Source organism: Methylobacterium sp. Leaf125, assembly GCF_001423085.1.
Classification (GTDB): domain Bacteria; phylum Pseudomonadota; class Alphaproteobacteria; order Rhizobiales; family Beijerinckiaceae; genus Methylobacterium.
Genome location: NZ_LMNU01000007.1, coordinates 71,785 through 94,974 on the forward strand (window position 1 = coordinate 71,785; position 23,190 = coordinate 94,974).

Annotated in this window: 23 protein-coding genes; 11 read left to right on the forward strand and 12 right to left on the reverse strand. The window is 72.0% G+C overall.

Going from position 1 to position 23,190, the window contains the following annotated elements:
- The first annotated feature begins 36 nt into the window (after positions 1-36).
- From argF to ASF58_RS09540, 3 genes are all read left to right on the forward strand, one after another.
- Positions 37-990 (forward strand): ornithine carbamoyltransferase, encoded by a 954-nt coding sequence (argF, locus tag ASF58_RS09530; protein WP_055950870.1) that lies wholly within the window; start codon positions 37-39, stop codon positions 988-990.
- A 364-nt stretch (positions 991-1,354) separates the two neighbouring features.
- On the forward strand, positions 1,355-2,374 hold the full coding sequence (locus ASF58_RS09535; protein WP_055950872.1) for an Hsp33 family molecular chaperone: 1,020 nt from the start codon (positions 1,355-1,357) through the stop codon (positions 2,372-2,374).
- A gap of 173 nt (positions 2,375-2,547) precedes the next feature.
- A complete protein-coding gene (locus tag ASF58_RS09540) occupies positions 2,548-3,831 on the forward strand; it encodes a hypothetical protein (protein ID WP_055950874.1) in 1,284 nt (427 codons plus the stop codon).
- A gap of 72 nt (positions 3,832-3,903) precedes the next feature.
- On the opposite strand, the gene speG is transcribed toward ASF58_RS09540, so the two are convergent.
- Genes speG through apaG form a run of 3 tightly spaced genes read right to left on the reverse strand, consistent with a single transcriptional unit; the run spans position 3,904 to position 6,054 of the window.
- Entirely contained in the window at positions 3,904-4,500 is a 597-nt protein-coding gene (gene speG, locus ASF58_RS09545; protein ID WP_280137536.1) for a spermidine N1-acetyltransferase, read from the reverse strand.
- Positions 4,485-5,657, reverse strand: coding sequence for an acetylornithine deacetylase (gene argE / locus ASF58_RS09550; protein ID WP_055950876.1), 1,173 nt, complete (start codon positions 5,655-5,657; stop codon positions 4,485-4,487). Before argE ends, speG begins: the two co-directional genes overlap by 16 nt.
- Before the next feature lie 4 nt (positions 5,658-5,661).
- Complete coding sequence (apaG, locus tag ASF58_RS09555; protein ID WP_055950877.1) at positions 5,662-6,054, reverse strand: Co2+/Mg2+ efflux protein ApaG; 393 nt, start codon at positions 6,052-6,054, stop codon at positions 5,662-5,664.
- A 144-nt stretch (positions 6,055-6,198) separates the two neighbouring features.
- Here apaG and ASF58_RS09560 point away from each other — a divergent pair, with 144 nt between their 5' ends.
- From ASF58_RS09560 to ASF58_RS09570, 3 genes are all read left to right on the forward strand, one after another.
- A complete protein-coding gene (locus ASF58_RS09560; RefSeq protein WP_055950879.1) occupies positions 6,199-6,618 on the forward strand; it encodes a hypothetical protein in 420 nt (139 codons plus the stop codon).
- 99 nt (positions 6,619-6,717) lie between these two features.
- Positions 6,718-7,824: a 2'-deoxycytidine 5'-triphosphate deaminase gene (locus ASF58_RS09565; RefSeq protein WP_055950881.1), complete on the forward strand. Its 1,107-nt coding sequence runs from the start codon at positions 6,718-6,720 to the stop codon at positions 7,822-7,824.
- Positions 7,825-8,140: 316 nt separating this feature from the next.
- On the forward strand, positions 8,141-9,154 hold the full coding sequence (locus ASF58_RS09570) for a zinc-binding alcohol dehydrogenase family protein (RefSeq protein ID WP_055950883.1): 1,014 nt from the start codon (positions 8,141-8,143) through the stop codon (positions 9,152-9,154).
- 17 nt (positions 9,155-9,171) lie between these two features.
- On the opposite strand, the gene ASF58_RS09575 is transcribed toward ASF58_RS09570, so the two are convergent.
- Positions 9,172-10,257, reverse strand: coding sequence for a putative sulfate exporter family transporter (locus ASF58_RS09575; protein WP_082512958.1), 1,086 nt, complete (start codon positions 10,255-10,257; stop codon positions 9,172-9,174).
- Between the two features lie 134 nt (positions 10,258-10,391).
- Between ASF58_RS09575 and ASF58_RS09580 the strand changes: the two genes are divergently transcribed.
- Positions 10,392-10,634: a hypothetical protein gene (locus ASF58_RS09580; protein WP_055950885.1), complete on the forward strand. Its 243-nt coding sequence runs from the start codon at positions 10,392-10,394 to the stop codon at positions 10,632-10,634.
- Between the two features lie 45 nt (positions 10,635-10,679).
- Here the strand turns inward: ASF58_RS09580 and ASF58_RS09585 are convergent, their stop codons facing one another.
- The 8 genes from ASF58_RS09585 to ASF58_RS09620 all read right to left on the reverse strand — a co-directional run bounded on the left by ASF58_RS09585 (position 10,680) and on the right by ASF58_RS09620 (position 18,401).
- A complete protein-coding gene (locus ASF58_RS09585) occupies positions 10,680-10,970 on the reverse strand; it encodes a cytochrome c (protein ID WP_348271578.1) in 291 nt (96 codons plus the stop codon).
- A gap of 86 nt (positions 10,971-11,056) precedes the next feature.
- Positions 11,057-12,271, reverse strand: a complete 1,215-nt coding sequence (locus ASF58_RS09590) for a molybdopterin-dependent oxidoreductase (protein ID WP_055951004.1) — start codon at positions 12,269-12,271, stop codon at positions 11,057-11,059.
- 38 nt (positions 12,272-12,309) lie between these two features.
- Positions 12,310-13,197, reverse strand: a complete 888-nt coding sequence (locus ASF58_RS09595) for a GntR family transcriptional regulator (protein WP_244477245.1) — start codon at positions 13,195-13,197, stop codon at positions 12,310-12,312.
- Between the two features lie 2 nt (positions 13,198-13,199).
- Entirely contained in the window at positions 13,200-14,189 is a 990-nt protein-coding gene (locus tag ASF58_RS09600) for an Ldh family oxidoreductase (RefSeq protein ID WP_055950887.1), read from the reverse strand.
- A 6-nt stretch (positions 14,190-14,195) separates the two neighbouring features.
- Positions 14,196-15,137: an NAD(P)-dependent oxidoreductase gene (locus ASF58_RS09605; protein WP_200930193.1), complete on the reverse strand. Its 942-nt coding sequence runs from the start codon at positions 15,135-15,137 to the stop codon at positions 14,196-14,198.
- A 95-nt stretch (positions 15,138-15,232) separates the two neighbouring features.
- Complete coding sequence (locus ASF58_RS09610) at positions 15,233-16,591, reverse strand: cation:dicarboxylase symporter family transporter (protein WP_244477246.1); 1,359 nt, start codon at positions 16,589-16,591, stop codon at positions 15,233-15,235.
- 204 nt (positions 16,592-16,795) lie between these two features.
- Positions 16,796-17,947, reverse strand: coding sequence for a UxaA family hydrolase (locus ASF58_RS09615; protein WP_103709481.1), 1,152 nt, complete (start codon positions 17,945-17,947; stop codon positions 16,796-16,798).
- 136 nt (positions 17,948-18,083) lie between these two features.
- Entirely contained in the window at positions 18,084-18,401 is a 318-nt protein-coding gene (locus ASF58_RS09620; protein WP_055950896.1) for a UxaA family hydrolase, read from the reverse strand.
- 290 nt (positions 18,402-18,691) lie between these two features.
- Between ASF58_RS09620 and ASF58_RS09625 the strand changes: the two genes are divergently transcribed.
- The 4 genes from ASF58_RS09625 (at position 18,692) to pdxA (ending at position 23,096) form a co-directional block, all read left to right on the forward strand.
- Positions 18,692-19,435 (forward strand): sulfite exporter TauE/SafE family protein, encoded by a 744-nt coding sequence (locus ASF58_RS09625; protein WP_055950898.1) that lies wholly within the window; start codon positions 18,692-18,694, stop codon positions 19,433-19,435.
- Positions 19,436-19,790: 355 nt separating this feature from the next.
- Entirely contained in the window at positions 19,791-20,816 is a 1,026-nt protein-coding gene (locus tag ASF58_RS09630) for a 2-keto-3-deoxygluconate permease (protein ID WP_055950900.1), read from the forward strand.
- A gap of 1 nt (position 20,817) precedes the next feature.
- Complete coding sequence (locus ASF58_RS09635; RefSeq protein ID WP_055950902.1) at positions 20,818-22,083, forward strand: four-carbon acid sugar kinase family protein; 1,266 nt, start codon at positions 20,818-20,820, stop codon at positions 22,081-22,083.
- Entirely contained in the window at positions 22,080-23,096 is a 1,017-nt protein-coding gene (gene pdxA, locus ASF58_RS09640) for a 4-hydroxythreonine-4-phosphate dehydrogenase PdxA (RefSeq protein WP_055950905.1), read from the forward strand. Before ASF58_RS09635 ends, pdxA begins: the two co-directional genes overlap by 4 nt.
- Positions 23,097-23,190: the final 94 nt, after the last annotated feature.

Sequence of the window (23,190 nt, forward strand, 5' to 3'; positions counted from 1 at the left end):
GCCCAGACCGGGACCACGCACACGAAGAACGGACCGATGACCACGACACTGAACGGGACCGGCCACGGAACCCGCCACTTCCTCGACCTCAAGGATTTCTCGTCCGAGCAGCTGCGCACGGTGCTGGACGCCGCCGCCCGCATCAAGGCGAACCGCCGCAAGGGCACCCTGGCCGAGGACCGCCCCCTCATCGGCAAGACCCTGGCGATGGTGTTCGACCGGCCCTCGACCCGGACCCGGGTGTCGTTCGACGTCGGCATGCGCGAGCTCGGCGGCGAGACCCTGATGCTGACCGGTAGCGAGATGCAGCTCGGCCGGGGCGAGACCGTGGGCGACACCGCGCGGGTGCTCTCGCGCTACGTCGACGCGATCATGATCCGCATCCTGGACCACGGCCTGATGCTGGAGCTGGCCGAGTACGCCACCGTGCCGGTGATCAACGCCCTGACCAAGGTCTCGCACCCGTGCCAGATCATGGCCGACCTCCTGACCTTCGAGGAGCATCGCGGGCCGATCCGGGGCCGCACCGTGGCCTGGTCGGGGGATGCCAACAACGTGCTCGCCTCCTGGGTGCACGCCGCCGCGCGCTTCGACTTCACCCTCAACATCGCGGCCCCGCCGGAGCTGTCGGCGCCCCAGCCGCTCCTCGACTGGGCGAAGGCGCAGGGCGCCACCGTCAACGTCACCACCGACGCCTACGAGGCGGTGGACGGGGCGGATGCGGTGGTCACCGATTGCTGGGTCTCCATGGGCGACGAGGACGACCAGCACCGGCACAACCTGCTGGTGCCCTACCGGGTCGATGCCCGCCTGATGGCGGCCGCGGCCCAGGACGCGATCTTCATGCACTGCCTGCCGGCCCATCGCGGCGAGGAGGTCACCGCCGAGGTGATCGACGGGCCGCAATCGGTGATCTTCGACGAGGCCGAGAACCGCCTCCACGCCCAGAAGGGCATCCTCGCCTGGTGCCTGCAGGCCCACGGCCTCTGACGGCCGCGACCGCCCCGGGGACGAGCGGGCGCGCGAAGACCTGGTGGGGGAAGACCTGCTGGGGGAGGACCTGCTGGGGGAGGACCTGCTGCGGGGGGAAGGCCTGCTGCGGAGTACACCTGCCGCGGGACCACCCGTGCACGGGCCGCATCCCGGCCCCGTCGCGCCGCCGCGCCCGGATGCCTATATAGGGACCATCCTTCCCTGAGGGTTGGGCGCGGACGCGCGACGAGCGCGACCGTTCCGACCGGTGCGCCGCCGACACCGTTCGGCGATCTCATGACCCTGCCCCCGGAGGGTCACGTGGTCCATGGCCCAGCCCTCGCGTTCGTCGAGCCCGATCGGAGCTGCCATGACTTCTGGAATGCCTGCTGGAACGACCGCCGGATCCGTCCCCCCGCTCCTCATCGAGGGCGACGACGACGTGGTGCTGCCCTTCGCCGTCGAGGCCCTCGACGTGCGCGGCCGCGTGGTCCGCCTCGGCCCGTCCGTCGACACCATCCTGCGCCGGCACGGCTATCCCGACGCGGTGGCGCGCCTCCTCGGCGAGGCGGCGGCGCTCACCGTGCTCCTCGGCTCGTCCCTGAAGTTCGAGGGCCGCTTCCAGCTCCAGACCAAGACCGACGGCCCGGTCGAGATGATCGTGGTGGACTTCGAGGCGCCCGACCGCCTGCGCGCCACCGCGCGCTTCGACACCGCACGGGTGGACGCCCTCGGCGCCGGCCCGCTCCGGGACCGGGACCTGATCGGGCAAGGGCACCTGGCCATGACCATCGACCAGGGTCCCACCAGCAGCCGCTACCAGGGCGTCGTCGCCCTGGAGGGCCAGAGCCTGGAGGAGGCGGCGCACCAGTACTTCCGCCAGTCCGAGCAGATTCCGACCCAGGTCCGCCTCGCGGTGGCCGAGCAGTATGCCGGCGGCGCCCGCACCTACCGGGCCGGCGGTCTCCTGGTGCAGTTCCTGCCGCAATCCATCGACCGGGCGCGGCTCGCCGACCTGCCCCCGGGCGACATTCCCGAGGGCCACGTCCATCTCGACGCGAACGGGGTGCCGGAGGACGATGCCTGGGTCGAGGCCCGCAGCCTCGTCTCCACCATCGAGGACCACGAGCTCGTCGACCCGGAGGTCTCGGCCGAGCGCCTGCTCTACCGCCTGTTCCACGAGCGCGGCGTGCGGGTGTTCGAGGCGCAGGGGGTGCGCGAGCAGTGTCGCTGCTCGCCCGAGCGGGTGATGGGCATGATCACCTCGTTCTCGCCTCAGGAGCGCCGGGACATGATCGCCGATGACGGCCGCATCGGCATCACCTGCGAGTTCTGCTCGCGACGCTACGATCTCGATCCGGCGGCGGTGGAAGCCGAAGTCACGGCCCAGTCGGGCAACTGATCCAGGGCTGCCGCGACAGATGTCGCGGCAGCATCGCCAAGCTTGACTGTTGTAGAATACAAGACGCTGCAAATTCTCGTCCCTACAGCCGGGATTTGTATTTGAACCGTTTCTGAGGTTTCGACGTTTGGGGTTTCTCAAGAGTGCTCAACAAGAGCTCAGGAGGAACGTCGATGAAGAAATTTGTGGTCGGCAAGACCCTGATCGGCAAGCGTCTGGTCAGCAAGCATCTGGTCAGCAAGAATTTCGTCGTTGGTCTGACGGCACTGCTGATGACGACCTCGGCCTACGCCCAGGGTGCGGGCCAGGCCGGCACCGCCGGCGGCAGCGAGGCCGGGGGCCGTGGCGGGGCCGCCGCACGCAGCCAGGGCGGCGAGGGCGCTGCGGGCGGCGCCCGCAGCGATATGGGCGGACGGGCCGAGGCCGGCGGACGCCGCGAGGGCGGCCGCGGCGACACGGCGGCCCGAGACTCCCAGGGCCAAAGCTCCCAGGGTCAAGCATCCCAGAACCAAGCGTCCCAGAACCAAGCGTCCCAGGGCCGGGATTCGCAGAACAAGGATTCGCAGTCCCGCAGCGCGGACCGGGGCGACCGGGATGGCGTGCGCGGCGACCGGGCGACCCGGACCTCGTCCCGCCAGGATTCCTCGTCCCGAGAAGACCGGGTCGGCGGCCGCGAGCAGCGCGACCGGGTCTCGGTCAGCAGCCGCAGCGAGTCGCGCAGCGAGCGCTTCGAGGGCGGGCGCCGCTCGGGCCGCTTCGTCTTCATCGGCGGCCAGCGCGTGGTCTACGGCTCGCCGGAATACCGGCGCCTCGTCACCGTCGAGCATCGCGGCGGCGACCGCGTGGTCGAGCGCTCGCGCCGGCGCTACGTCACCATCCGGGGCCAGCGCGTCCTCTACGGCTCGCCCCAGTACCGGCGCCTCGTGCGCGTCGAGGAGACGACCACCCGCCGTCCCGGCACCCGCTACGTGGTCGTGCGCGGCCAGCGCGTGGTCTACGGCTCGCCCGAGTATCGCCGCCTGACGGTGACCGAGCGGCGGGGCGGCACCGTCGGCGCCCGCTTCGAGGAGCGCGGCTTCCGCGGCAAGGCCGTCTCCTCCCGCACCGACGAGCGGCGCGATACGCGCAACGTCCGCGCGAGCCAGAGCGAGTCGCGGGAGGGCATCCGCAACGCCGAGACCCGCCAGCAGGGGGGCCGCACCGGCGCCGCGGCCGAGCGCAGCATGAACCGCGACCGTGGGACCGAGGGCTCGGGGATCCGCAACGCGGCCGACCGCTCGGGGGGCGCCGAGCGCGGCACCCTGAACACCGGCAGCCGGACCGGCGGCGCCGAGCGCGGCCTGAATGCCGGCGCGCCGGGCGGCAAGACCGGCAACACGGGTGGGGGCAGCATGGGTGGCGGCAACATGGGGGGCGGCGAGCGCACCGGCGGCCAGGGCGGCGCGGGCCGCAACTGATCGCCAAGCCGATCGCCTGATGGGAAACGGCGCCGGGCTCTCTTCGCGGAGGTTCGGCGCCGCGCGTCGCGCTCAGGCCTTCAGGACGGGATCGGCGATGTCGCCGCCGCCCCGGCGGGCGAGGTAGGCGGGCTGGAACAGGCACATCCGCACCGCGTCGCGGTACTTGCCGTTGACGAAGAACTCGTCCTTCAGGATGCCCTCGGGCTCGAAGCCGCAGCGCTCGTAGATCCGCACCGCGCGGGCGTTGTCCTTGTCCACGTGCAGGTAGAGCTTGTGGATGTTGAGGACGCTGAAGGCGTAGTCCATGGCGATGCGCGTGGCCCGCGGGGCGTAGCCCTGGCCCTGGAAGGCCGGGTGGATCGCGATCTGGAATTCGCAGCGCCGGTGCAGGTGGTTGATCTCCACGAGCTCCACGAGGCCGGCGGGGGCCCCCTCCGAATTGGCGATGATGAAGCGCCGCTCGGTCTGGTTGTGGATGTTGCGCTCGTAGAGCTGCGCCAGTTCGGCGAAGGACTCGTAGGCCTCCTCGAACCAGTAGCGCATGATGCTGTCGTTGTTGTTGAGCTGATGCACGAACATCAGGTCCTCGCGCTCCAGCGGGCGCAGCTTCACCGGCCCGTCCGCCGCGATGGTGCGGGACGTGAAGGCCGTCACAGGGTCACGCACGCCGCCGCGAGGCGGTCCATGAAGGCCTCGCCGGCCTTGAGCGCCGCGAGCGTGATGTACTCGTCCGGCTGGTGGGCCTGGTCGATGGAGCCGGGGCCGCAGACCACGGTGGGGATGCCGGCGACCTGGAAGCGCCCGGCCTCCGTGGCGTAGGGCACCGAGATCGTGTGGTTGCGCTCCGCCACCCGGAGCGCCAGGCGCTCGGCGGCCGAGCCGGGCTCCGGCGCGAGGCCCGGCACCGCGACCTCCTCCAGCGTCTCGATCCGCCCGTAATCGCCGTAGCGGTTGAGCCGGTCGCGCAGCACGCTGCGCACCTTGGCCTCGAACAGGGCCGGGATCTCGCCCATGTCGAGGTCGGGCAGGCCGCGGAACTCCCAGTGGAAGGTGCAGACCTTGGGCAGGATGTTGCGGGCCGTGCCGCCCGCGATGGTGCCGACATGCACGGTGGTGGCGGGCGGGTCGAAGCGGCCCGAGGCGTCGCCCCGGGCGATCATCGCGTCGGCGATCCGGTTCAGCTCGGAGACCAGGTCGGCCGCCGCCATCACGGCATTGGCCCCGAGCATCGGCTTGGCCGAGTGCGCCTCGTGCCCGTGCACGGTGGTGAGGTAGGTGACGATGCTCTTGTGCGCGTCGGCCACCTCGAGGTCGGTGGGCTCGCCGACGATCACCGCGGCCGGGCGCGGCAGGTCGGCCCCGAAGCGCGCGATGGTGTCGGTCACACCCAGGCAGGTGGTCTCCTCGTCGTAGGACAGGAGGATGTGGATCGGGCGCTTGAGGTCGGCGGCCTGGAAGCGCGGGATCGCCGCCAGGGCGAGGGCGCAGAAGCCCTTCATGTCGACGGCGCCGCGCCCGTAGGCGCGCCCGTCCGCCACCCGCAGGGTGAAGGGGTCGGCACTCCAGGCCTGCCCCGTCACCGGCACCACGTCGGTATGGCCGGAGAGCACGATGCCGCCGTCGACCATCGGGCCGATGGTGGCGAACAGGGCCGCCTTGTCGCCGCTGGCGTTGGGCACGCGGACGAAGGGCACCCCGAGCGCGTCGAGGGCGGCCGCCACGCTGTCGATCAGCGCGAGGTTCGATTTCGAACTCTCGGTGTCGAAGGCCACGAGCCGCGCCAGCCAGTCGAGGGTCTCCGGACGCGGGCCTTCGGTGGACATGGCTTTAGTGCACGCTGCGGCGGACGTGGGGCGAATCGAGCGAGAAGGCCGGGATCTCCGCCTCGAAGCTCTCGCCGCCATGGGTCGCCATGGTGTAGCTGCCGGCCATCAGGCCGTCGGGCGTGGTGAGCGGGCAGCCGCTGGTGTAGCTGAACGATTCGCCCGGCTCGAGCACCGGCTGCTTGCCGACCACGCCGGCGCCGCGGACCTCCTGGGTCTCGCCGCGCCCGTCGACGATGCGCCAGTGGCGGGAGCGCAGCTGCACCTGCTCGGGGCCGTTGTTCACGATCTCGACCGTGTAGGCGAAGAAGTAGCGGCTCTCGGCCGGCGACGATTCTTCCTCGACGAAGCGTGGCATCACGGTCACGCTGATTCCGCGCGTCTGAGCCTTGTACATCCCCGTCATGCCTCCCTGGCCGGACCTGAACCCTGAGCGCGCTGCGTCCGCGACAAGCACAGGGCGTCGTGGTACGGCCCTCGCAAAACCGCGTCAATCGTGGCGAATGCGGGGCTGCCCGCGCAAGATCGAGGTCCGTGTCCCGTGGTCGAGGAGACCGTTTCGCGCCTGTCCGTCCGGTCCGCCGGCCGGGCCCTCCTCGCCAGCCTCGCCCTCGCGGGCCTGACCGTCGCCTTCGCCTGGGCCGCGCCCGAGCGCAACGGCTGGGCCGCCCTGGCCCTGGCCGTGGCGCTGGCCCTCGACGGGCTGGCGCAGGCGGCGGGGGCCTGGCTGGCCCGCCGCGGGGGCGGGGCGCCGCGGATCGCCGGCCTGCCCTCCGTGGTGCTGGCCTTCGGACCGGCCGCCGGCCTCGGCGCGGTCCTGTTCGGCGTTGCCCTGGCGGTCTGGCCGGCGGGCTTTCCGATCCTCGCCAGCGCCCTGGCGGGGCTGGTCGCCATGGGGGCCATCGCCCGCCTCGCCCTCGCCTGGATCGTGCTGCGGATCGACCGGGACCCGGAGGTTTAACCGGACCTTAGGCGATCCGGCCGCATTTCGTGCAGGATGCGGCGTTCCCGCCCCGGCCGCCGGGGCGGTGCCCGATGGACCAGCGGGTGGTGCGAGCGGATGCCGGACGGGATTGAGGACGGGGCGGGACGCCACCAGCACGGGATTCTGGCCGCGAGCGGGATCCAGGCCCTGACGCGCGCGGGCGCGATCCGGCCCGACACGCCCTACGCCCCCGACCAGATCCAGCCCGCGAGCCTCGACCTGCGCCTGGGCGCCCGGGTGTTCCGCGTGCGCACCAGCTTCCTGCCCGGCACCCGCACGGTCTCCGCCTGCATCGCCGCCTTCGCGCTGCACGAGATGGACCTGCGCCACGGGGCCGTGCTGGAAACCGGCTGCGTCTACATCGCCGAGCTGCAGGAGCACCTGGCCCTGCCGGGCGACCTCGCGGCCAGCGCCAACCCGAAGAGCTCCACCGGCCGCATCGACGTCTTCACCCGGGTCATCACCGACCGGGGCGCCGCCTTCGACCAGGTCGAGCCCGGCTATCACGGGCCGCTCTATGCCGAGATCTCGCCCCGCACCTTCCCGGTGAAGGTCCGCACCGGCTCGCGCCTGTCGCAGATCCGATTCCGGCGCGGCGAGCCCCGCCTCACGGACACCGCGCTCGCAGCCCTGCACGCGGCCTCGCCCCTGGTCGACGCCCCGAACCCGAGCTTCCAGGGCGGCATCGGCGTCTCCATCGACCTCTCGGGCTTCTCCGGCCTGATCGGCTACCGCGCCCGGCGTCACACCGGCCTCGTTGACGTCGACGCCCCGGGCACGCACCGGGCGGCGGATTTCTGGGAGCCCCTGCACGCCGACCCGTCCAGGGCCCTGATCCTCGACCCGGGCCAGTTCTACATCCTGGCCTCGAAGGAGGCCGTGCAGGTACCGCCCGACTTCGCCGCCGAGATGGTGCCGTTCGATCCCCTGGTGGGCGAGTTCCGGGTCCATTATGCCGGCTTCTTCGATCCGGGCTTCGGCTTCGCCGCCGCCGGCGGGGCGGGGGCCCGCGCCGTCCTCGAGGTGCGCTCGCGCGACGTGCCGTTCCTGCTCGAGGACGGCCAGATCGTCGGCCGCCTCGTCTACGAGCGCATGGCCGAGCGTCCCGCCACCCTGTACGGGGCGGGCGCCGGCTCGAACTACCAGGCCCAGGGGCTGAAGCTCTCGAAGCACTTCGTCTGACGCGCGGCCCATGCGCCGACGGCCGGCCCTTCGCCGGTCAGGGCGGGCCTCTCGGCGACCAATCCAGCTGCAATTCGAATGGCACCGATCGGAACTATGCGTTTCCCCGATGCCGGGACGCGTGGCACGGTCCCGGGGCTCCATCGCCGATGGAGCGCGCGCCGATCCCGGATCGGGGGCTCGCCGCGATCCCCTTGCGTCGTTCGAGAAGCCCCCGTCCGCCGCGCCGTCGCTCGGGCCGCGGGCAAGGGGGGTCGCGCGCCCGACGCCGGTCCGCATCTCCTTCGACGCGTCCCCCATCGACACGGAGACCCCCATGAAGGCCGTCGGTTTTCACACCTCCCTGCCCATCGGCGATCCCCAGGCGCTGGTCGATCTCGCGCAGCCCCGGCCGGTGCCGCGCCCCCGCGACCTGCTCGTCCGCGTGCAGGCGGTCTCGGTCAACCCGGTCGACGTGAAGGTCCGCGGCCGGGTGACGCCGGCGCCGGGGGCGCCGCACATCCTCGGCTACGACGCGGCCGGCCTCGTCGAGGCGGTCGGCCCGGAGGTCCGTCTGTTCAAGCCAGGGGACGCGGTGTTCTATGCCGGTGCCCTCGACCGGCCAGGCACCAACGCGGAGTTCCACGCGGTGGACGAGCGCCTCGTCGGGCCGGCGCCGCGGACGCTGACGCCGTCGCAGGCCGCCGCCCTGCCGCTGACCGCGCTCACCGCCTGGGAGCTGCTGTTCGACCGCCTGCGCGTCCCCTACGGCGCGATGGCGGGCGGCGACGCGCTCCTCATCATCAACGGCGCCGGCGGCGTCGGCTCGATCCTCACCCAGATCGCCGCCCGGCTCACCGGTCTCACCGTCATCGCCACGGCCTCGCGCCCCGAGACGGAGGCCTGGTGCCGGGCCATGGGCGCGCACCACGTCGTCGACCACCGCAAGCCGATCGATCGGGAGCTGGCGCGCATCGGCCTGCCCCAGGTGCGCTACGTGGCCAGCCTGAGCGGCAGCGACCAGCACCGCGACGCCATCGTGGCGGCCCTGGCCCCGCAGGGCGCCCTGGCGCTGATCGACGATCCGGAGACGTTCGACATCGTGCCGTTCAAGCGCAAGAGCCTGTCGGTGCACTGGGAGCTGATGTTCACCCGCAGCCTCTTCGGCACGCCGGACATGGACCAGCAGCATCGCATCCTCACCGAGGTGTCGCGCCTCGTGGATGCCGGTCTCCTGCGCAGCACCCTGCGGGAGGAGATGGGCGCGATCACCGCCGAGGCCCTGCGCCGGGCGCACGCCGCCCAGGAGAGCGGGCGCAGCATCGGCAAGACGGTGCTGGCCGGCTTCTGAGGCCGGTCCGGGGCCGTTCAGGCGATCCTGAGGGCCCAGATCAGGGACAGGCTGACGAGCAGGAGGACGACGAGCGAGCCGGTCACCGCCAGGGTGACCCGGCCGCCGACCCGGGCCAGGACCCGCACGTCGACGCCGAGGCCCAGGGCCGCCATCGACACCACGGTGAGCAGGCCGGCGAGGCGCGTCACCGGCTGGGAGGCCGCGTCGGGGACGAGCCCGACCGAGCGCAGGGTCGCGAGGGCCAGGAAGCCCAGGATGAACCAGGGCACGATCTTGAAGAAGCCGAGGCGCCCGGGCCGGCCCTTGGCCGAAGAGCCCTCCGCCGGCAGGTGTGGCGCGATGAAGGAAAACGCCACCACCACGGGCCCGAGCATCAGGACGCGCACGAGCTTGACCAGGGTGCCGACCTGGGTCGCCAGGATGCCCACCGGCACCGTGGCGGCGAGCACCTGCGGCACCGCGTAGACCGTGAGGCCCGCCAGGGTGCCGTACTGGTGCTCGGACAGGCCGGCGAGGGGGATGAACAGGGGCAGGCCCAGCACCATCAGCACGCCGAGCACCGCCGTGAAGGCGATGGCGGCCACCACGTCCTTGCTGTCGGCCCCGATCACCGGCGCCACCGCGGCGATGGCGGAGTTGCCGCAGATGGCGTTGCCGCAGGCCACCAGGATCGCCATGCGGGGCGGCAGGCCGAGCACCCGGCAGATGGCGTAGCTGGCCACGATCGCCAGCACCACCGTGGCGACGATGCCGACGAGGAGGCTCGTGCCGGAGGCGACGATCGCCCCGAGGCTGATCGAGGCGCCGAGCAGGGTGACGGCGAGCTCCAGCACCTGCTTGGCCGAGAAGGCGATTCCGGCCCGGAAGCGCTCGCCCGGGCTCCACAGGGTGCGAAGGGCGATCCCCAGCAGGATCGCGATGACCAGGGCCTCGACGTAGGGGTGGCCGGTGGCGCGCTCCTCCAGGGCCTGCACGGCCAGGGCCGCCGCCGTGACGGCGAGACAGACGAGGAGGCCGGGCACCAGCGAGGCGATCCGGCCGCCGGCGGCCTCCGGCTTGCCCGCGCCGGCGGGGGCCGTCGTGATGCTCTTGGTGCTCATGCTGCCTTTCCGCGAGGCAATCGGAAGGAAATTCTGCCCCGGGCTCGGCGGCGAGAACAATGCTCTCCCGTGGCGAAAATCTTCGCAAAACCCATCCATTGATTGGGCAGGGTCGAAGCGCGACATTCACCCCTATGAGCAACCGTTCCGACAGCCCGGCGATGGCCTACGATCCCTTCGGCGAGCCCGTCGAGATCGCGTGCCAGGGCGCCCCCAACGCGGGCGACCGTCGGGCGCGCAGCGTCGCCGTGATCGGCTTCTGGCTGATCGCCGCGACCCTGACGGCGAGCCGCGTCTACCTGGCCGACGAGCCGGTGGCGCAGATGGTCGCGAACGCTCATGCGCAGGTTGCCGCCTTCATCACCGCCATCCTGTAAGGGTCCGGCGCCGCTCGGAGCGGCGCCCGTCATCCTGTCCGAGGCCTAGTACGCCGCCGCGAGGTATTCCGCGATGGCCTTGCCATCCGCCTCGTCGACCGGCGCGTGATAGACCTTGCGCATCTTCGTCACCTCGCTGGTCCAGAAGGCCGCCCCCTGGCCCGGCGGCTGCATCGCGATGTAGTCGACCGCGTGGCAGCTCTGACAATGGGCCTCGGCCGCCGCGAGGCCGGCCTCGTGTCCGGGCGCCGGGCGCAGCTGCGCGGTCGGCTCCGGCAGGTCGTAGGTCCGGGGTGCGGCGGCGGCCGGGAGGCTCGCGAAAACGTATCCGGCCAAAACACATCCCACCCGGACATATCCCCTCAGGAGGCCGGTGGCGGCCCGTGTCGCCGCGGGAGAACGCACGGTCATCCTGATTCTCCTCATGCCGCCCGCACCCGGACGGTCTCGACCCCGTTGCGCATGTAGCCCGGCGGATTCCAGCGCGACTCCATCGGCTGGGTGGCGCCGTCCTGCCCCGTCGCCCGGACCCGGAGGGCGTGCATCCCCGCGGGGAGATCGACCGACAGGGTCCAGGGCCGGAACGAATAGCGCCCGAGATCCGGGCCGAGGCTCGCCTCGGTCCAGCTTTGCCCGTCATCCGTCGAGACCGCCACCGCCCGGATGCCCGAGCCGCCGTCGAAGGCGATGCCGCGCAACGCCGTGCGCCCGGCCGGGATCGCGGCCCCGTCGGCGAGGTTGGTGACGAAGGAGCGGATGGCGAAGCGGTTGATCGGCACGGTGGCCTTGGGGGTCTGGCCGGGCTCGACGCAGGCGCAGGGATTGTCCGGAATGCGGTAGGCCGCGCGCATCCAGAAGCCCTCGTAGGGCTTGTCCGTCACCGTGATGGCGTTGAGGTGCTTGACCCAGTAGGTGCCGTAGAAGCCCGGCACCACGAGGCGTAACGGATAGCCGTTGAGCCAGGGCAGGTCCTCGCCGTTCATGGCCCAGGCCAGCATCACCTCGCCGTCGCGGGCATGATCGACGCCCAGCGCCTTGGCGAAGTCGGGGGTCTCGGGCAGGACCGGGCCGTCGAGCCCCTCGAAGACGACCTGCACCGCCCCGGCCTTCACGCCCGCCCGGTCGAGCACGGCCTTCAGGGGGACGCCGGTCCAGCGGGCGTTGCCCATGGCGCCGTTGGCGAGTTGCCCGCCCGCGACCCGCGGCGCGACGAAGCCGCGCGAATTGCCCGAGCACTGGTTGACCGCGACGATCTCGGCCCCCGGCATCGCCTTCAGCTCGGCCAGCGACAGCGCGACCGGCCCGTCGACATGGCCCGACACCGTCAGGCGGAAGGCCTCGGGATCGATGGTGGTCGGGATGTCGGCCAGGTGGTAGCGGACGAAGAAGGCATCGTTCGGCGTGATCACCCCCTCGTCGAACACCCCGAAGGGCGTCTCGAGCTGCGGCGGCCGCGCCGTCATCTGCAGCAGCGGGCGCTTGCCCGGATAGGCCACGAGGGGGCGCTCGCCGTTGCCGAAGGGCAGGGTGACGGACTCGCCGGCCCGGGCCGCCCAGGGCGCGAGGGCGGCCCCGGACGCCGCGAGCAGGCCGGCCCCGGCCTGCCGGAGGAGCGTTCTGCGATCGGTCTCGGTCATCCCGGTCATCTCCCGTCCGGCTGAAGGCGTCCGCGCGGTCAGCGCAGGACGGAGGCGTAGTGGATGTCCTCGGTGAGGCAGGTCGACAGGCGCCACTCCACCGGCCGGTCCTCGAGATCGACGGCGACGCGGTCGACCTCAAGCACCGGCATCCCCGCCGGCACCCCCAGCAGGGGCGCCTTGTCGGGGCCCAGGGCGATCGCCTTCAGGCGCTCGTGCGCGGTGGCGATCGTGATGCCGAACCGGGTCGCGTAGAGGCTGTAGAGCGTGTTCGGGAGCTCCATCGCGGCCAGGCCGGGGAACAGGCTCGACGGGACGGCGATCGTCTCGACGAGGCAGATCCGTCCGTCGAGGGCGCGCACCCGCTCCAGCCGCACCACGCGCGCGTTGCGCAGGAGGGCGAGCCGGTCGCGCTCGTCGATGGTGGCCGCGGCCTCGGCGATCGCGACGACGCGGCTGGTCGGGGTGCCGGCGACCGCTCCGTCGGGGCGCAGCTTGAAGAAGCGGAAGACGCTCTGCTTGTCGTCGTGCTCGGCCACGAAGGTGCCGCGGCCCTGGCGGCGCACCAGCAGGCTGTCGGCGGTGAGCGCGTCGAGGGCCTTGCGGACCGTGCCCTGGCTGACGCCGAGCTCGGCCGCCAGCACCCCCTCGCTGGGCAGGATCTGGCCCGGCTGCCAGACGGCGTCGGCGAGGCGGCGCAGGAGCGTGTCGTAGACCTGCCGATAGAGCGGCCGGAACCCCACCGCATTCCCACCTGTGCGTTCCATGTCGGTGCGCCGCTGCTCCCCGGGCGTGGGCGGAGGAAAGGAGAGGTTTCCCAGCACGGTGTCCCGTCCCTCGTTAAGGCCGAGCCCGGCTCCGGGCAATCGGTCGATCCGCAGGGCCGGCGGCCGGACGCGGGTCCCGCTCGGGAACGCGGCCTTCATCGTCAGAGCGCCGCGATCTCGGCCACGAGGGCGTCCGGGACGCTGAGCCCCTCGGCCTCGGCCCGGGCCCGGAGGGCGAGGCGACGGGCCCCGGGCAGGCGGGCCCCGTCCTGCACCTCGATGGAGCCGGCGAGTTCCGCGAACCGGGCCAGCGCCCCGGGGCCGAAGGCATCCGCCGCGAGGGCGATGACGAGCTGCCCGGTGCCCGGCGGATCGCCCTCGGCGTCGAGGAACGAACTCGCCTCGCCGGCGAAGCGCCCGCCGGTCAGGCCGGCGGCGAGGAGTTCCACCATCAGGGCCAGCGCCGTGCCCTTGGCGTCGCCGAGGGGCACCATGGTGCCCTTCAGGGCCGCGGCCGGATCGGTGGTCGGCGCGCCCGCGGCATCGAGGGCCCAGCCCTCGGGGATGGCCTCGCCGCGCTGGCGGGCGGCCATGATCGCGCCGCGGGCGACCTTCGAGAGGGACAGGTCGACCACGATCGGCGGGCGGCCGGGCAGGGGGCAGGCGAAGGCGAGGGGGTTCGTCCCGAACACCGCCCGGGATCCGCCCCAGGGCGCCATGGCGGCGGGGGTGTTGGCCAGCAGGATCGCCACGAGCCCGGCCTCGGCCAGGGCCTCGACGGGGCGGCCGGCCGCGCCGCAATGGTGCGAGCGCCGGAGGCCGGCCGCCGCGACGCCCTGCTCCCGGACCATCGCCGGCAGTTGCTCCACCACGGCGTCGAGGGCCGGGTAGGCGAAGCCGTGGGCGGCGTCGACGGCGAGGAGGCCGGGTCGGGGCCGCGTCACCGCGACCGCGGCGTCGCCCACCACCTTGCCGGCCCGGACCTGGGCCGCATAGGAGGCCACCCGCGAGAGCCCGTGGCCCTTCAGGCCATCGGCCTCGGCCCCGACCAGGGCGCGGGCGACGCTGTCGGCGGCGGGCGGGCGGGTGCCGCAGCGGACCAGGGCCTCGCTGACGAGGGCGTGGGCGGCGGCGAGGCTCAGGGTGGTCATGGCGCTTCAGTCCTCGGCGAGGTGGCGGCGCACGGCCTGGGCCGTGACGCGGGACACGCGCACGTTCGATTCCCGGGTCACTCCGGCGATGTGCGGCGTCAGGATGAGATTGGGCAGGTCGCGGAAGAGGGCGCCCGCGGCGGCATCGAGGGGTTCGTGCGGGAAGACGTCGAGGGCGGCCCCGCCGAGATGCCCGGCCCTGAGCGCCGCCGCAACCGCGGCGCCGTCGACCACCTCGCCCCGAGCGGCGTTGATCAGCACCGCCCCGGCGGGCATCCGGGCGAGGACGCCCGCATCGATCATCCCCCGGGTCTCGGGCGTGAGCGGCACGTGCAGGGAGAGGACGTCGCTGTCGGCGATGAGCCCGTCGCGATCGGCGCGCACCACCGGACCGCCGTCCGGCCGCCAGGCCGGGTCGTCGGCCGGCAGGAAGGGGTCGTAGGCCGAGACCCGCATCCCGAGGGCGAGGGCGCGCCGGGCGGTCTCGCGGGCGATGGCACCGAAGCCGACGAGGCCGAGGCGCTTGCCCGAGATCTCCCGGCCCATCAGGGCGTTGCGCGGCCAGGTCCCGGCCGCCACCGCGGCGCTGGCCCCGTAGGCGCCGCGCAGGAGCAGCATGGCGGTGCCGATGACGTACTCGGCCACCGCGACGTCGTTGGCGCCGGTGGCGGGATAGACGGCGACGCCGCGGGCCCGGCACGCGTCAAGGTCGATGTTGTCGAGGCCGACGCCGAGACGCCCGACCACCTTCAGGTCGGGGGCGGCGGCCAGCAGCGCCGCGTTCACCTGGGTGCGGTTGCGGACCACGAGGGCGTCCGCATCGGCCAGGGCCGCCCGCAGATCCTCGGGCCGGTCCACCAGGGCCGGGTCGTAGTGCGTGGCGAACCCGCCGAGCTCGGCCGCGATGGCGGCCTCGTCCATGAACTCGGCGATCACGACCTTCGGCACGCGGCCGGTCCGGGTCGGGGATGGGGTCAGGTCTGGGGGCGTCATGTCTGGGGGCGTCATGGCACTGGGCCTCCGGTTTGCGGGGACGCGGCGCGTCAGGTGGCGGGGAGCGCGGCGGCCATCGCCCGGTGGCGGGCCGGGCTCGGGGCGCTGGGGGCGGGCGCCTCCTCCAACGCCTCGTCCGGCTCGTCGAGGCTGTCGAGGTCGGGCTGGATGCGCCCGTCGAGGACCGCGCGGGCATGGGCGAGGTCGATCTTGCCCTCCCAGCGGGCGATCACCAGGGTCGCCACCATGTTGCCGATGGCGTTGGTGATGCAGCGCAGCTCGTTGAGGATGCGGTCGACGCCGATGATCAGCGCGATGCCGGCGACGGGCAGGAGCTGGGACGCCTGCAGGGTGGCGGCGAGCACGAACAGGATGGCCCCGGCGACGCCCGCGACCCCCTTCGAGGTCACCAGCGCGATGGCGAGGATCCCGAGTTCCTGCTCCCAGGTGAGCGGGATGTTGAGCGCCTGGGCGATGAAGCCGATCGCCATGGTGAGATAGATGCACGAGCCGTCCATGTTGAAGGACAGGCCGGCCGGCATCACCAGGCCGGTGACGCCCTTCTCGACGGAGAGACCGCCGAGCTTGGCCATCAGGCGCGGCAGGACCGATTCCGTGCTGGTCGTGCCGAGCAGGATGAACATCTCCTCGCGGACGTAGAGGAACAGCTTCCACAGGCTCAAGCCCACGTAGAACCGCATCACGCCGCCGAGGAACAGCACGATGAACACGAAGAAGGTCAGGTAGAGGGACAGGATCAGCATGCCGTACTGGGCCAGGATGCCGAGGCCGAACTTGCCGATGGTGAAGGCCATGGCCCCGAACGCCCCGATGGGGGCGAAGCGCATGATGATACCCACGACCTTCATCAGGATGTCGCCGAAGGCGTGGATGACCTTGAGCGGGAACTGCCCCTTCGGCCCCATGGCGGCGAGGCCCATCCCCACCAGCACGGAGAAGAACATCACCTGCAGCAGGTCGCCCTTGGCGAAGGCGTCCACGGCGCTGTGCGGGATGATGTTGGCGATGATCTCCATCACGCTCTGGGCGTGGGCCTTGCCGGCGATCGTGGCGACGCTCTTGGCGTCCAGGCTCTCCACCGTGGCGTTGATGCCGTCGCCCGGCCGCAGCAGGTTGACGAAGAGGAGGCCGGCGCCGAGGGCCACGGTGGTCGAGACCTCGAAATACACGAGGGTCTTCAGGCCCATCCGGCCGACGCTCTTCATGTCGCCCACATGGGCGATGCCGACCACCACCGTGCAGAAGATCACCGGCCCGACGACCATCTTGATCAGGTTGATGAACATGTCGCCGAGGATCTTCAGGCCGACGGCGAAGCCGGGGGCCAGCACGCCCACGACGATGCCGAGGGCGATGCCGATCAGGACCTGACCGTAGATCGATCGCAAGAAACGTATGGGCGCGGATCGTATCGGCGCTGATTGCATTGGCGTTCCTCCCACGCGCGCTTCGAACGGGATGCGCCGCTCTGCGGTCTTCATCCCTTCGCGAAAATTCCGCCTTCGCGAAAAATTCCGCTTTCGCAGAAACCCCGATGGCGTCGGGGCGGGGCGCCGCGTTCCAGGCCGGAACGCGGCGGGAGAGGCCGCCGGTCAGGCGCTCCGGTACAGCTTCGTCATCACGAACTCGCGGTGGCCGAGGGATTCGGCGGCCGTGAGCCGTCCGTTCGCGGTCCGCACCACCATGTCGATCAGGGCGTCGCCGGCCTGCGGGATGGTCATCTCCCGGGTGAGCACGCCCGAGACGTCGACGTCGATGTGCTCGCCCATGGTGCGCACCGTGCGCGGGTTGCCGGTGATCTTGATCACCGGGACGATCGGGTTGCCGATGACGTTGCCCTGGCCGGTGGGGAAGGTGTGGACCACGTAGCCCGCCGCCGCCATCAGGGTCACGCACTCGGCCGCCGCCGAGGAGGTGTCCATGTAGTAGAGGCCCGGCCCCCTGGCGGGGGACTCGGCCGGCTGCAGCGCGTCGATGTAGCGGCAGTCGTGGCCGATCTTCTCGAGGTTGCCGAGCGCCTTCTCCTCGATGGTGCTCAGGCCGCCGAGGATGTTGCCCTTGGTCGGCTGGGAATCCGAGAGATCGTCGGTCTTGTGGGCCTCGATGACGTCGTCCTGGTAGGACTTCCACATGGCGAACCACTTGTCGCCGATCTCCGGCGTGGCGGCGCGCTCGCGGCAGAGGTGCTCGGCTCCGGTGATCTCCGAGGTCTCGCCGAACACGCCGTAGATCCCCTGCGGGATCAGCTTGTCGTAGAGGTTGCCCACGGTGGGGCAGGAGGACAGGCCGGTGGTGGTGTCGGACTCGCCGCACTTGGTCGAGATCCAGAGGTCCGAGATCGGGCATTCCTCGCGCGGCAGCTCGGTCGCCCACTGCACGAAGCGCTTGGCCTGGTAGCTCGCCTTGGCGATGGTGGCGATGTCGCCGTGCCCCTCGATGCCGAAGCCGACCACGGGCTTGCCGGTCTTGGCGATGCCCTCGACGATCCGGTTGGTCCACTGGTCCTCGATGCCGATCACCACCACGGCGGCGACGTTCGGGTTGGAGCCGATGCCGATCAGGGTGCGGAAGTGGAGCTCGAGATCCTCGCCGAACTGCAGGCGGCCGTAGGCGTGGGGCAGGGCCATCGTGCCCTTGACGGTGTTGGCGACCGCCTCGCAGGAGGCGTTCGAGAGATCGTCCAGGGGCAGGAGGACGACGTGGTTGCGCACGCCGACGCGGCCGTTCTCGCGGCGCCAGCCCATGAAGGTGGCGGCCTTGACGTCCGCCGAGGGGCGGGCGGCGCCGAGGGCGCCGGTGGCGAACTGGTCGGGGGCTCCGCCGACGAAGGGGGAGGTGGTCTCGGGGGCGTTCATGATCGTCTCTCCGGGCATCGCGACCTCACCAGCGCTTCGTCTTGAGGTTCTGGACATGGACGTGTTCGCCCTTGGCGACGTCCTTGATGATCTTGCCGATGTCCTGGCCGTACTTGATGGCCGTGTCGCCGGCCTTCAGGTCGGTAAGCGCCACCTTGTGGCCGATCGGGATGTCGTGGCGGACATGCACCGCGAAGGTCGAATCGTTTTCGGTGATGACGCCGAACGCATCGGTGTCGGCACCGAGGCCCTCGATGACCGCGACGGCGACGTTGTCCAGCGGGCTGTGGGCGAGAAGGTGCGGCTTCGTCCGCCCTTCGCCCGATCCGGCGTGGCTGTTCATTCCGAGATCCTCCTTGGTGAAGCCGTCGGCTCTTTGCGGCGACTGAGTCTTGTATAAGACATGAGATTTTCCGGCGTCAATCCGGAAGGCGCCCCTGACGTGCCAGCGGATGCATCCGGAGCGATCCCGCCCGGGGAAACGCGCCGCCGGCCCTCCGCTTCCCCCGAGCGGCCCGCCGCCCGAACGGGCACCGGCTTGATCCCCGCGGAATCTTATATAAGACATAAATATTCACGTTCCGCGCTCCGGCCGGTCCGCCTCCCGACGATCCCCGCAGACCGAGACTCCGCGTGAGCGAGACCCTCCAGATCGTCCTGTGCCTCGCCTGCGCCGGCCTCATCTCCGGCCTGACGGGCTTCGCCTTCGCCCTGGTGGCCTCCGGCACCCTGCTGTCGATCCGGGCGCCGGTCGAGGCGACCGCCCTGGTGCTGACCTGCAGCATCCTCTCGCAGGCCCTGTCGGTGATGCGGCTGCGGACCCTGCCGCCGCGGGCGACGGCCCTGGCGATGATCGGCCCCGGACTCCTCGGGGCGCCGATCGGCATCTACCTCCTCAACGATCTCAATCCCGCCCTGATCAAGGTGCTGATCGGGGTCTTCCTGATCCTCTACAGCGCCGGGGTGGCGCTGCTGCGCAGCGACTTCCGGGTGCCGTTCGGCAATGCCTGGAGCGACGGCGCTGTGGGCTTCCTCGGCGGTATCCTCGGTGGCATCGCCGGGCTGTCGGGCGCGCTTCCCACCGCCTGGAGCCTGGTGCGTGGCTGGGAACCGCGCATGCAGCGGGCGGTCTACCAGAGCTTCACCCTGGTCCTGCAGGTCTGGTCCCTGGCGATCCTGGCCGTGCTCAACCCGTTCCCGCCCGAGTTGCTGGGCGACCTCGCCCTCGGCCTCCCCATCGTCCTCGTCAGCGTGCTGGCCGGGCTGTCGCTGTTCGCGCAGATCGACCAGCGCCGGTTCCGCGCCCTCGTCCTGGCGCTGCTCGCGGCCATCGGCATCACCACCACCGCCCTGGCGCTCCCAGGCCTGCTGCCCTGAGGCGCCGCCGGGCCTGGCCCCGGAGAGGGGGGAGAAGACCGAACACCAGGTTGTCGGGACGCTTGATTTCGCGCGGCGTTTCTTCAGCTCGTCGCGAGGCGTTTCTTCCTGAAGCGTTCGCGATCCCCGGGCGGTCGCCGCGAAACGATCCAGCCTCCGCCGGATGCACGGTCCGCACGCCAGGGCTTCGGCGACGGTCCATCCGCCCAAGGCTGCGCGCATCACGCAAAATTGTTGACGCCATGCGCGTTATGCGCAGAATGATGCGATTCGATACGATCGGCTCCTGATCCAGATCGATGCACCATCTTCAAAAGCGAAAAAATTGCGCGAAACGCGCACGGAGGAAACGCGCATGCAGATTCCGATCAAGCGGGCCATCGAGGCGGTGCCCGGCGGCATGATGGTGGTGCCGCTCCTGGCCGGCGCCCTGATCGCCACCTTCTTTCCCGGCACCCCGAAGCTGTTCGGCTCGTTCACCGGCGCGCTCTTCTCCGGCGCCCTGACGATCCTGGCGGTCTTCTACGTCTGCATGGGTGCCAGCATCGACTTCCGCGCGACGCCCTACATCATGAAGAAGGGCGGCACCCTGCTGATCGTGAAGGTCGGCATCGCCATCCTGCTCGGGCTGATCTTCGGTCAGGTCCTCGGCGAGGCGCCCGTGGCGGCCGGCATGTTCGCGGGCCTCTCCACCCTGGCGGTGGTCGCCGCCATGAACGACACCAACGGGGGCCTCTACATGGCGCTGATGGGCCAGTACGGCCGCCCTCGCGACGTCGGGGCCTACACCGTGATGTCCCTGGAGAGCGGGCCGTTCCTCACCATGGTGACCCTCGGGGTCGCCGGACTCTCGGCCTTTCCCTGGCAGACCCTGGTGGGCGCGATCCTGCCGCTCCTCGTCGGCATGATCATCGGCAACCTCGACCGGGAGATGCGCGCCTTCCTCAGCCGGGCGATTCCCGTGATGATCCCGTTCTTCGCCTTCGCCCTCGGGGCCGGCCTCGACCTGAGCAAGGTCTGGCAGGCGGGCCTGCTCGGTCTCGCCATGGGCGTCGCCGTGGTGATCGTCACCGGCATCCCGCTGTTCTTCGCCGACCGGCTCACGGGCGGGACCGGCGTCGCCGGGATCGCGGCGGCCTCGACGGCGGGCAACGCCGCCGCCGTGCCGGCGATCGTCGCCTCGGCCAACCCGGCCTATGCCGACGCCGCCGGGCCGGCGACGATCCTGGTGGCGGCCTGCGTCGTGGTCACGGCGATCCTCGTGCCGATCGCCACCGCCTGGGCCTCCCGGCGCTTCGGCGGCGCGGCCGACGTCGAGACCGAAAGCGAGGCCGGGAGCCCGGAGGTCGCGGCGCCCGCGCCGCCCGTCGCCGGCCGCTGACATGACCGCCGCCGATTCAGCCCACCGCTGGCTCATCCTGGCCGACGACCTGACGGGGGCGGCCGATTGCGCCATCGCCTTCGGGCGACACGGCCTCGACGCGGCGGTGACCTGGGGGGACGCCGCGGGCGTCGCCGACCGGGACCTCGCGGTGCTGGCCTACGATGCCGACAGCCGCGGCCTGTCCGGGGAAGCGGCGGCGGCGCGGCACGCCGACCTGCTGGGACGCTGGCTCGAACCGGACCGGGTCCTGTTCAAGAAGATCGATTCGACCCTCCGGGGCCAGCCCGCCGCCGAGACCGCCGCCACCATGGCGGTCCTGGCAGCCCGGACCGGCTCCGCCTTCGGGATCTGCGCCCCGGCCTTCCCGGCCACCGGCCGGACCACCCTGGAGGGCCGGGTCCGGGTGGACGGCCGCCCCCTCGAGGCGGCGGAGGTCTGGCGCCGCGACCACACCTACGCGAGTGCCGACCTCGGGGCCGTCCTCGCCAGCGCCGGGATCCGCAGCGAGACGGTGCCGCTGGCGGCCGTCCGCGGACCCGGCCTCGCCGCCGACCTCGCCCGGATCGCCGCCGCAGGGCCGGCCGTCGCGGTCTGCGATGCCGAGACCGAGGCCGACCTCGGCCGGATCGCGGCGGCGGGCTTGTCCGTGGCGCCGGCCCCGTTCTTCATCGGCAGCGCGGGCCTCGCACATGCGCTCGCCGGCCTCCCGACGGCGCCGGCGATCCCGCCCCGGTCGCACCCGCCGAGCCGCTTCGGCAGCCTGATCGTGGTCGGCTCGCTGGCGGCCGCCAGCCGCGCGGCCGCCCGCAGGCTTGCCGGATGCGACGGCGTCACCCACCTGCCGGTGGACCCCGAGACGCTGCTCGACGACGGCCCGAACCGGGCCGCCTTCGCCGGCCGCGTCGCCGCCATCCTCGAGGCCGGCGGCGACGCCCTGGTGGAGATCACCACCGCGGGCGAGCCCGACATGGCCCTCGGCCCGCGCCTGGCCCGGAGCCTCGCCGAGGCCCTCGACCCGGTGGCGGGCCGGATCGGGGCCGTGGCGGCCACCGGGGGCGAGACCGCCGCGGCGCTGCTGGCGCGCCTCGGCGTCGACGGCATCCGCCTCGTCGACGAGATCGAGCCGGGGGTCTCCCTCGGCCTGACCCTGGGACGGCTCACCGTGCCGGTCGCCACCAAGGCCGGCGCCTTCGGCGACGCCGACTCCCTCATCCGCATTCGCGCGCGCCTGCGCGTCGCCCGAACCGAAGGACGCTTCTCATGACCGGCCCCAGCTCCACCCGCCCGACCCTGGCGATCACCATGGGCGATCCCGCCGGCATCGGGCCGGAGATCATCATGAAGGCCCTGGCCCATGCCGACGTCCAGGCGACGTGCCGGCCCCTGGTCATCGGCGACGCCGAGCGCCTGCGGCAGGCCGGGCGGATCGTCGGTTCCGGCCTGACGGTCGATTCCCTGTCCGCGGCCGGGGAGGCGGACTTCGACGGCGGCGCGGTGCAGTGCCTCGACCTCAAGGTCGTGCCGGCCGACCTGCCGTTCGGGCAAGTCTCGCCGGTCGCCGGGGAGGCGGCCTATCGCTACATCGAGAAGGCCGTGGCGGTGGTGCAGGCCGGGCAGGCCCAGGGCATCTGCACGGCCCCCCTGTCGAAGGAGGCGCTCCACGCCGCCGGTCACAAGTTCCCCGGCCACACCGAGCTTCTCGCCCATCTCACGGGCACACCGGAGGTCTCGATGATGCTGGTCTCGCCCAAGCTGCGGGTGATCCACGTCACAACCCATATCGGCCTCATCGACGCCATCGCGAAGATCGAGCCCGGCCTCGTCGAGCGCGTCATCGCCCGCGGCCACGCCGTCCTGGTGAAGGCGGGCATCGCCGATCCGAAGATCGGCGTCTGCGCCATCAATCCCCATGCGGGCGAGAACGGCCTGTTCGGGCGCGGCGAGGAGGCGGAGAAGATCACCCCGGCCATCGCGGCCTGCCAAGCGAAGGGCTGGGACGTGCGCGGGCCGCTGCCCGCCGACACGCTGTTCTTCCTGGCCGGGCGCGGCGACTACGACATGGTGGTGGCCATGTACCACGATCAGGGACACGGCCCGATCAAGGTCCTGGGGCTCGAGGCGGGGGTGAACATCACCGTGGGCCTGCCGGTGATTCGCACCTCCGTCGACCACGGCACGGCCTTCGACATCGCCGGCAAGGGGATCGCGGACGAGCGCAGCCTGATCGAGGCCCTGCGCCAGGCGGTCGACCTGGCGCCGAAATCGATCGCCGCCTGACACCGCGTCCCGCCCGCGCCGCGGCCGCCGACCCGGGTGAAACGCCCTGGCCAGCGGCCGCGACCTCGGCCATGACGAGGGACCGAAGCCGGGA

Bases quoted from the DNA above. Each gene is read 5' to 3' on its own strand.
- argF (WP_055950870.1), top strand. From the start codon at position 37: ATGACCACGACACTGAACGGGACCGGCCACGGAACCCGCCACTTCCTC.
- ASF58_RS09535 (WP_055950872.1), top strand. From the start codon at position 1,355: ATGCCTGCTGGAACGACCGCCGGATCCGTCCCCCCGCTCCTCATCGAG.
- ASF58_RS09540 (WP_055950874.1), top strand. From the start codon at position 2,548: ATGAAGAAATTTGTGGTCGGCAAGACCCTGATCGGCAAGCGTCTGGTC.
- argE (WP_055950876.1), bottom strand. From the start codon at position 5,657: ATGTCCACCGAAGGCCCGCGTCCGGAGACCCTCGACTGGCTGGCGCGG.
- apaG (WP_055950877.1), bottom strand. From the start codon at position 6,054: ATGTACAAGGCTCAGACGCGCGGAATCAGCGTGACCGTGATGCCACGC.
- ASF58_RS09565 (WP_055950881.1), top strand. From the start codon at position 6,718: ATGCCGGACGGGATTGAGGACGGGGCGGGACGCCACCAGCACGGGATT.
- ASF58_RS09570 (WP_055950883.1), top strand. From the start codon at position 8,141: ATGAAGGCCGTCGGTTTTCACACCTCCCTGCCCATCGGCGATCCCCAG.
- ASF58_RS09575 (WP_082512958.1), bottom strand. From the start codon at position 10,257: ATGAGCACCAAGAGCATCACGACGGCCCCCGCCGGCGCGGGCAAGCCG.
- ASF58_RS09580 (WP_055950885.1), top strand. From the start codon at position 10,392: ATGAGCAACCGTTCCGACAGCCCGGCGATGGCCTACGATCCCTTCGGC.
- ASF58_RS09590 (WP_055951004.1), bottom strand. From the start codon at position 12,271: ATGACCGAGACCGATCGCAGAACGCTCCTCCGGCAGGCCGGGGCCGGC.
- ASF58_RS09595 (WP_244477245.1), bottom strand. From the start codon at position 13,197: ATGAAGGCCGCGTTCCCGAGCGGGACCCGCGTCCGGCCGCCGGCCCTG.
- ASF58_RS09600 (WP_055950887.1), bottom strand. From the start codon at position 14,189: ATGACCACCCTGAGCCTCGCCGCCGCCCACGCCCTCGTCAGCGAGGCC.
- ASF58_RS09615 (WP_103709481.1), bottom strand. From the start codon at position 17,947: ATGGGCTGGCGCCGCGAGAACGGCCGCGTCGGCGTGCGCAACCACGTC.
- ASF58_RS09620 (WP_055950896.1), bottom strand. From the start codon at position 18,401: ATGAACAGCCACGCCGGATCGGGCGAAGGGCGGACGAAGCCGCACCTT.
- ASF58_RS09630 (WP_055950900.1), top strand. From the start codon at position 19,791: ATGCAGATTCCGATCAAGCGGGCCATCGAGGCGGTGCCCGGCGGCATG.
- ASF58_RS09635 (WP_055950902.1), top strand. From the start codon at position 20,818: ATGACCGCCGCCGATTCAGCCCACCGCTGGCTCATCCTGGCCGACGAC.
- pdxA (WP_055950905.1), top strand. From the start codon at position 22,080: ATGACCGGCCCCAGCTCCACCCGCCCGACCCTGGCGATCACCATGGGC.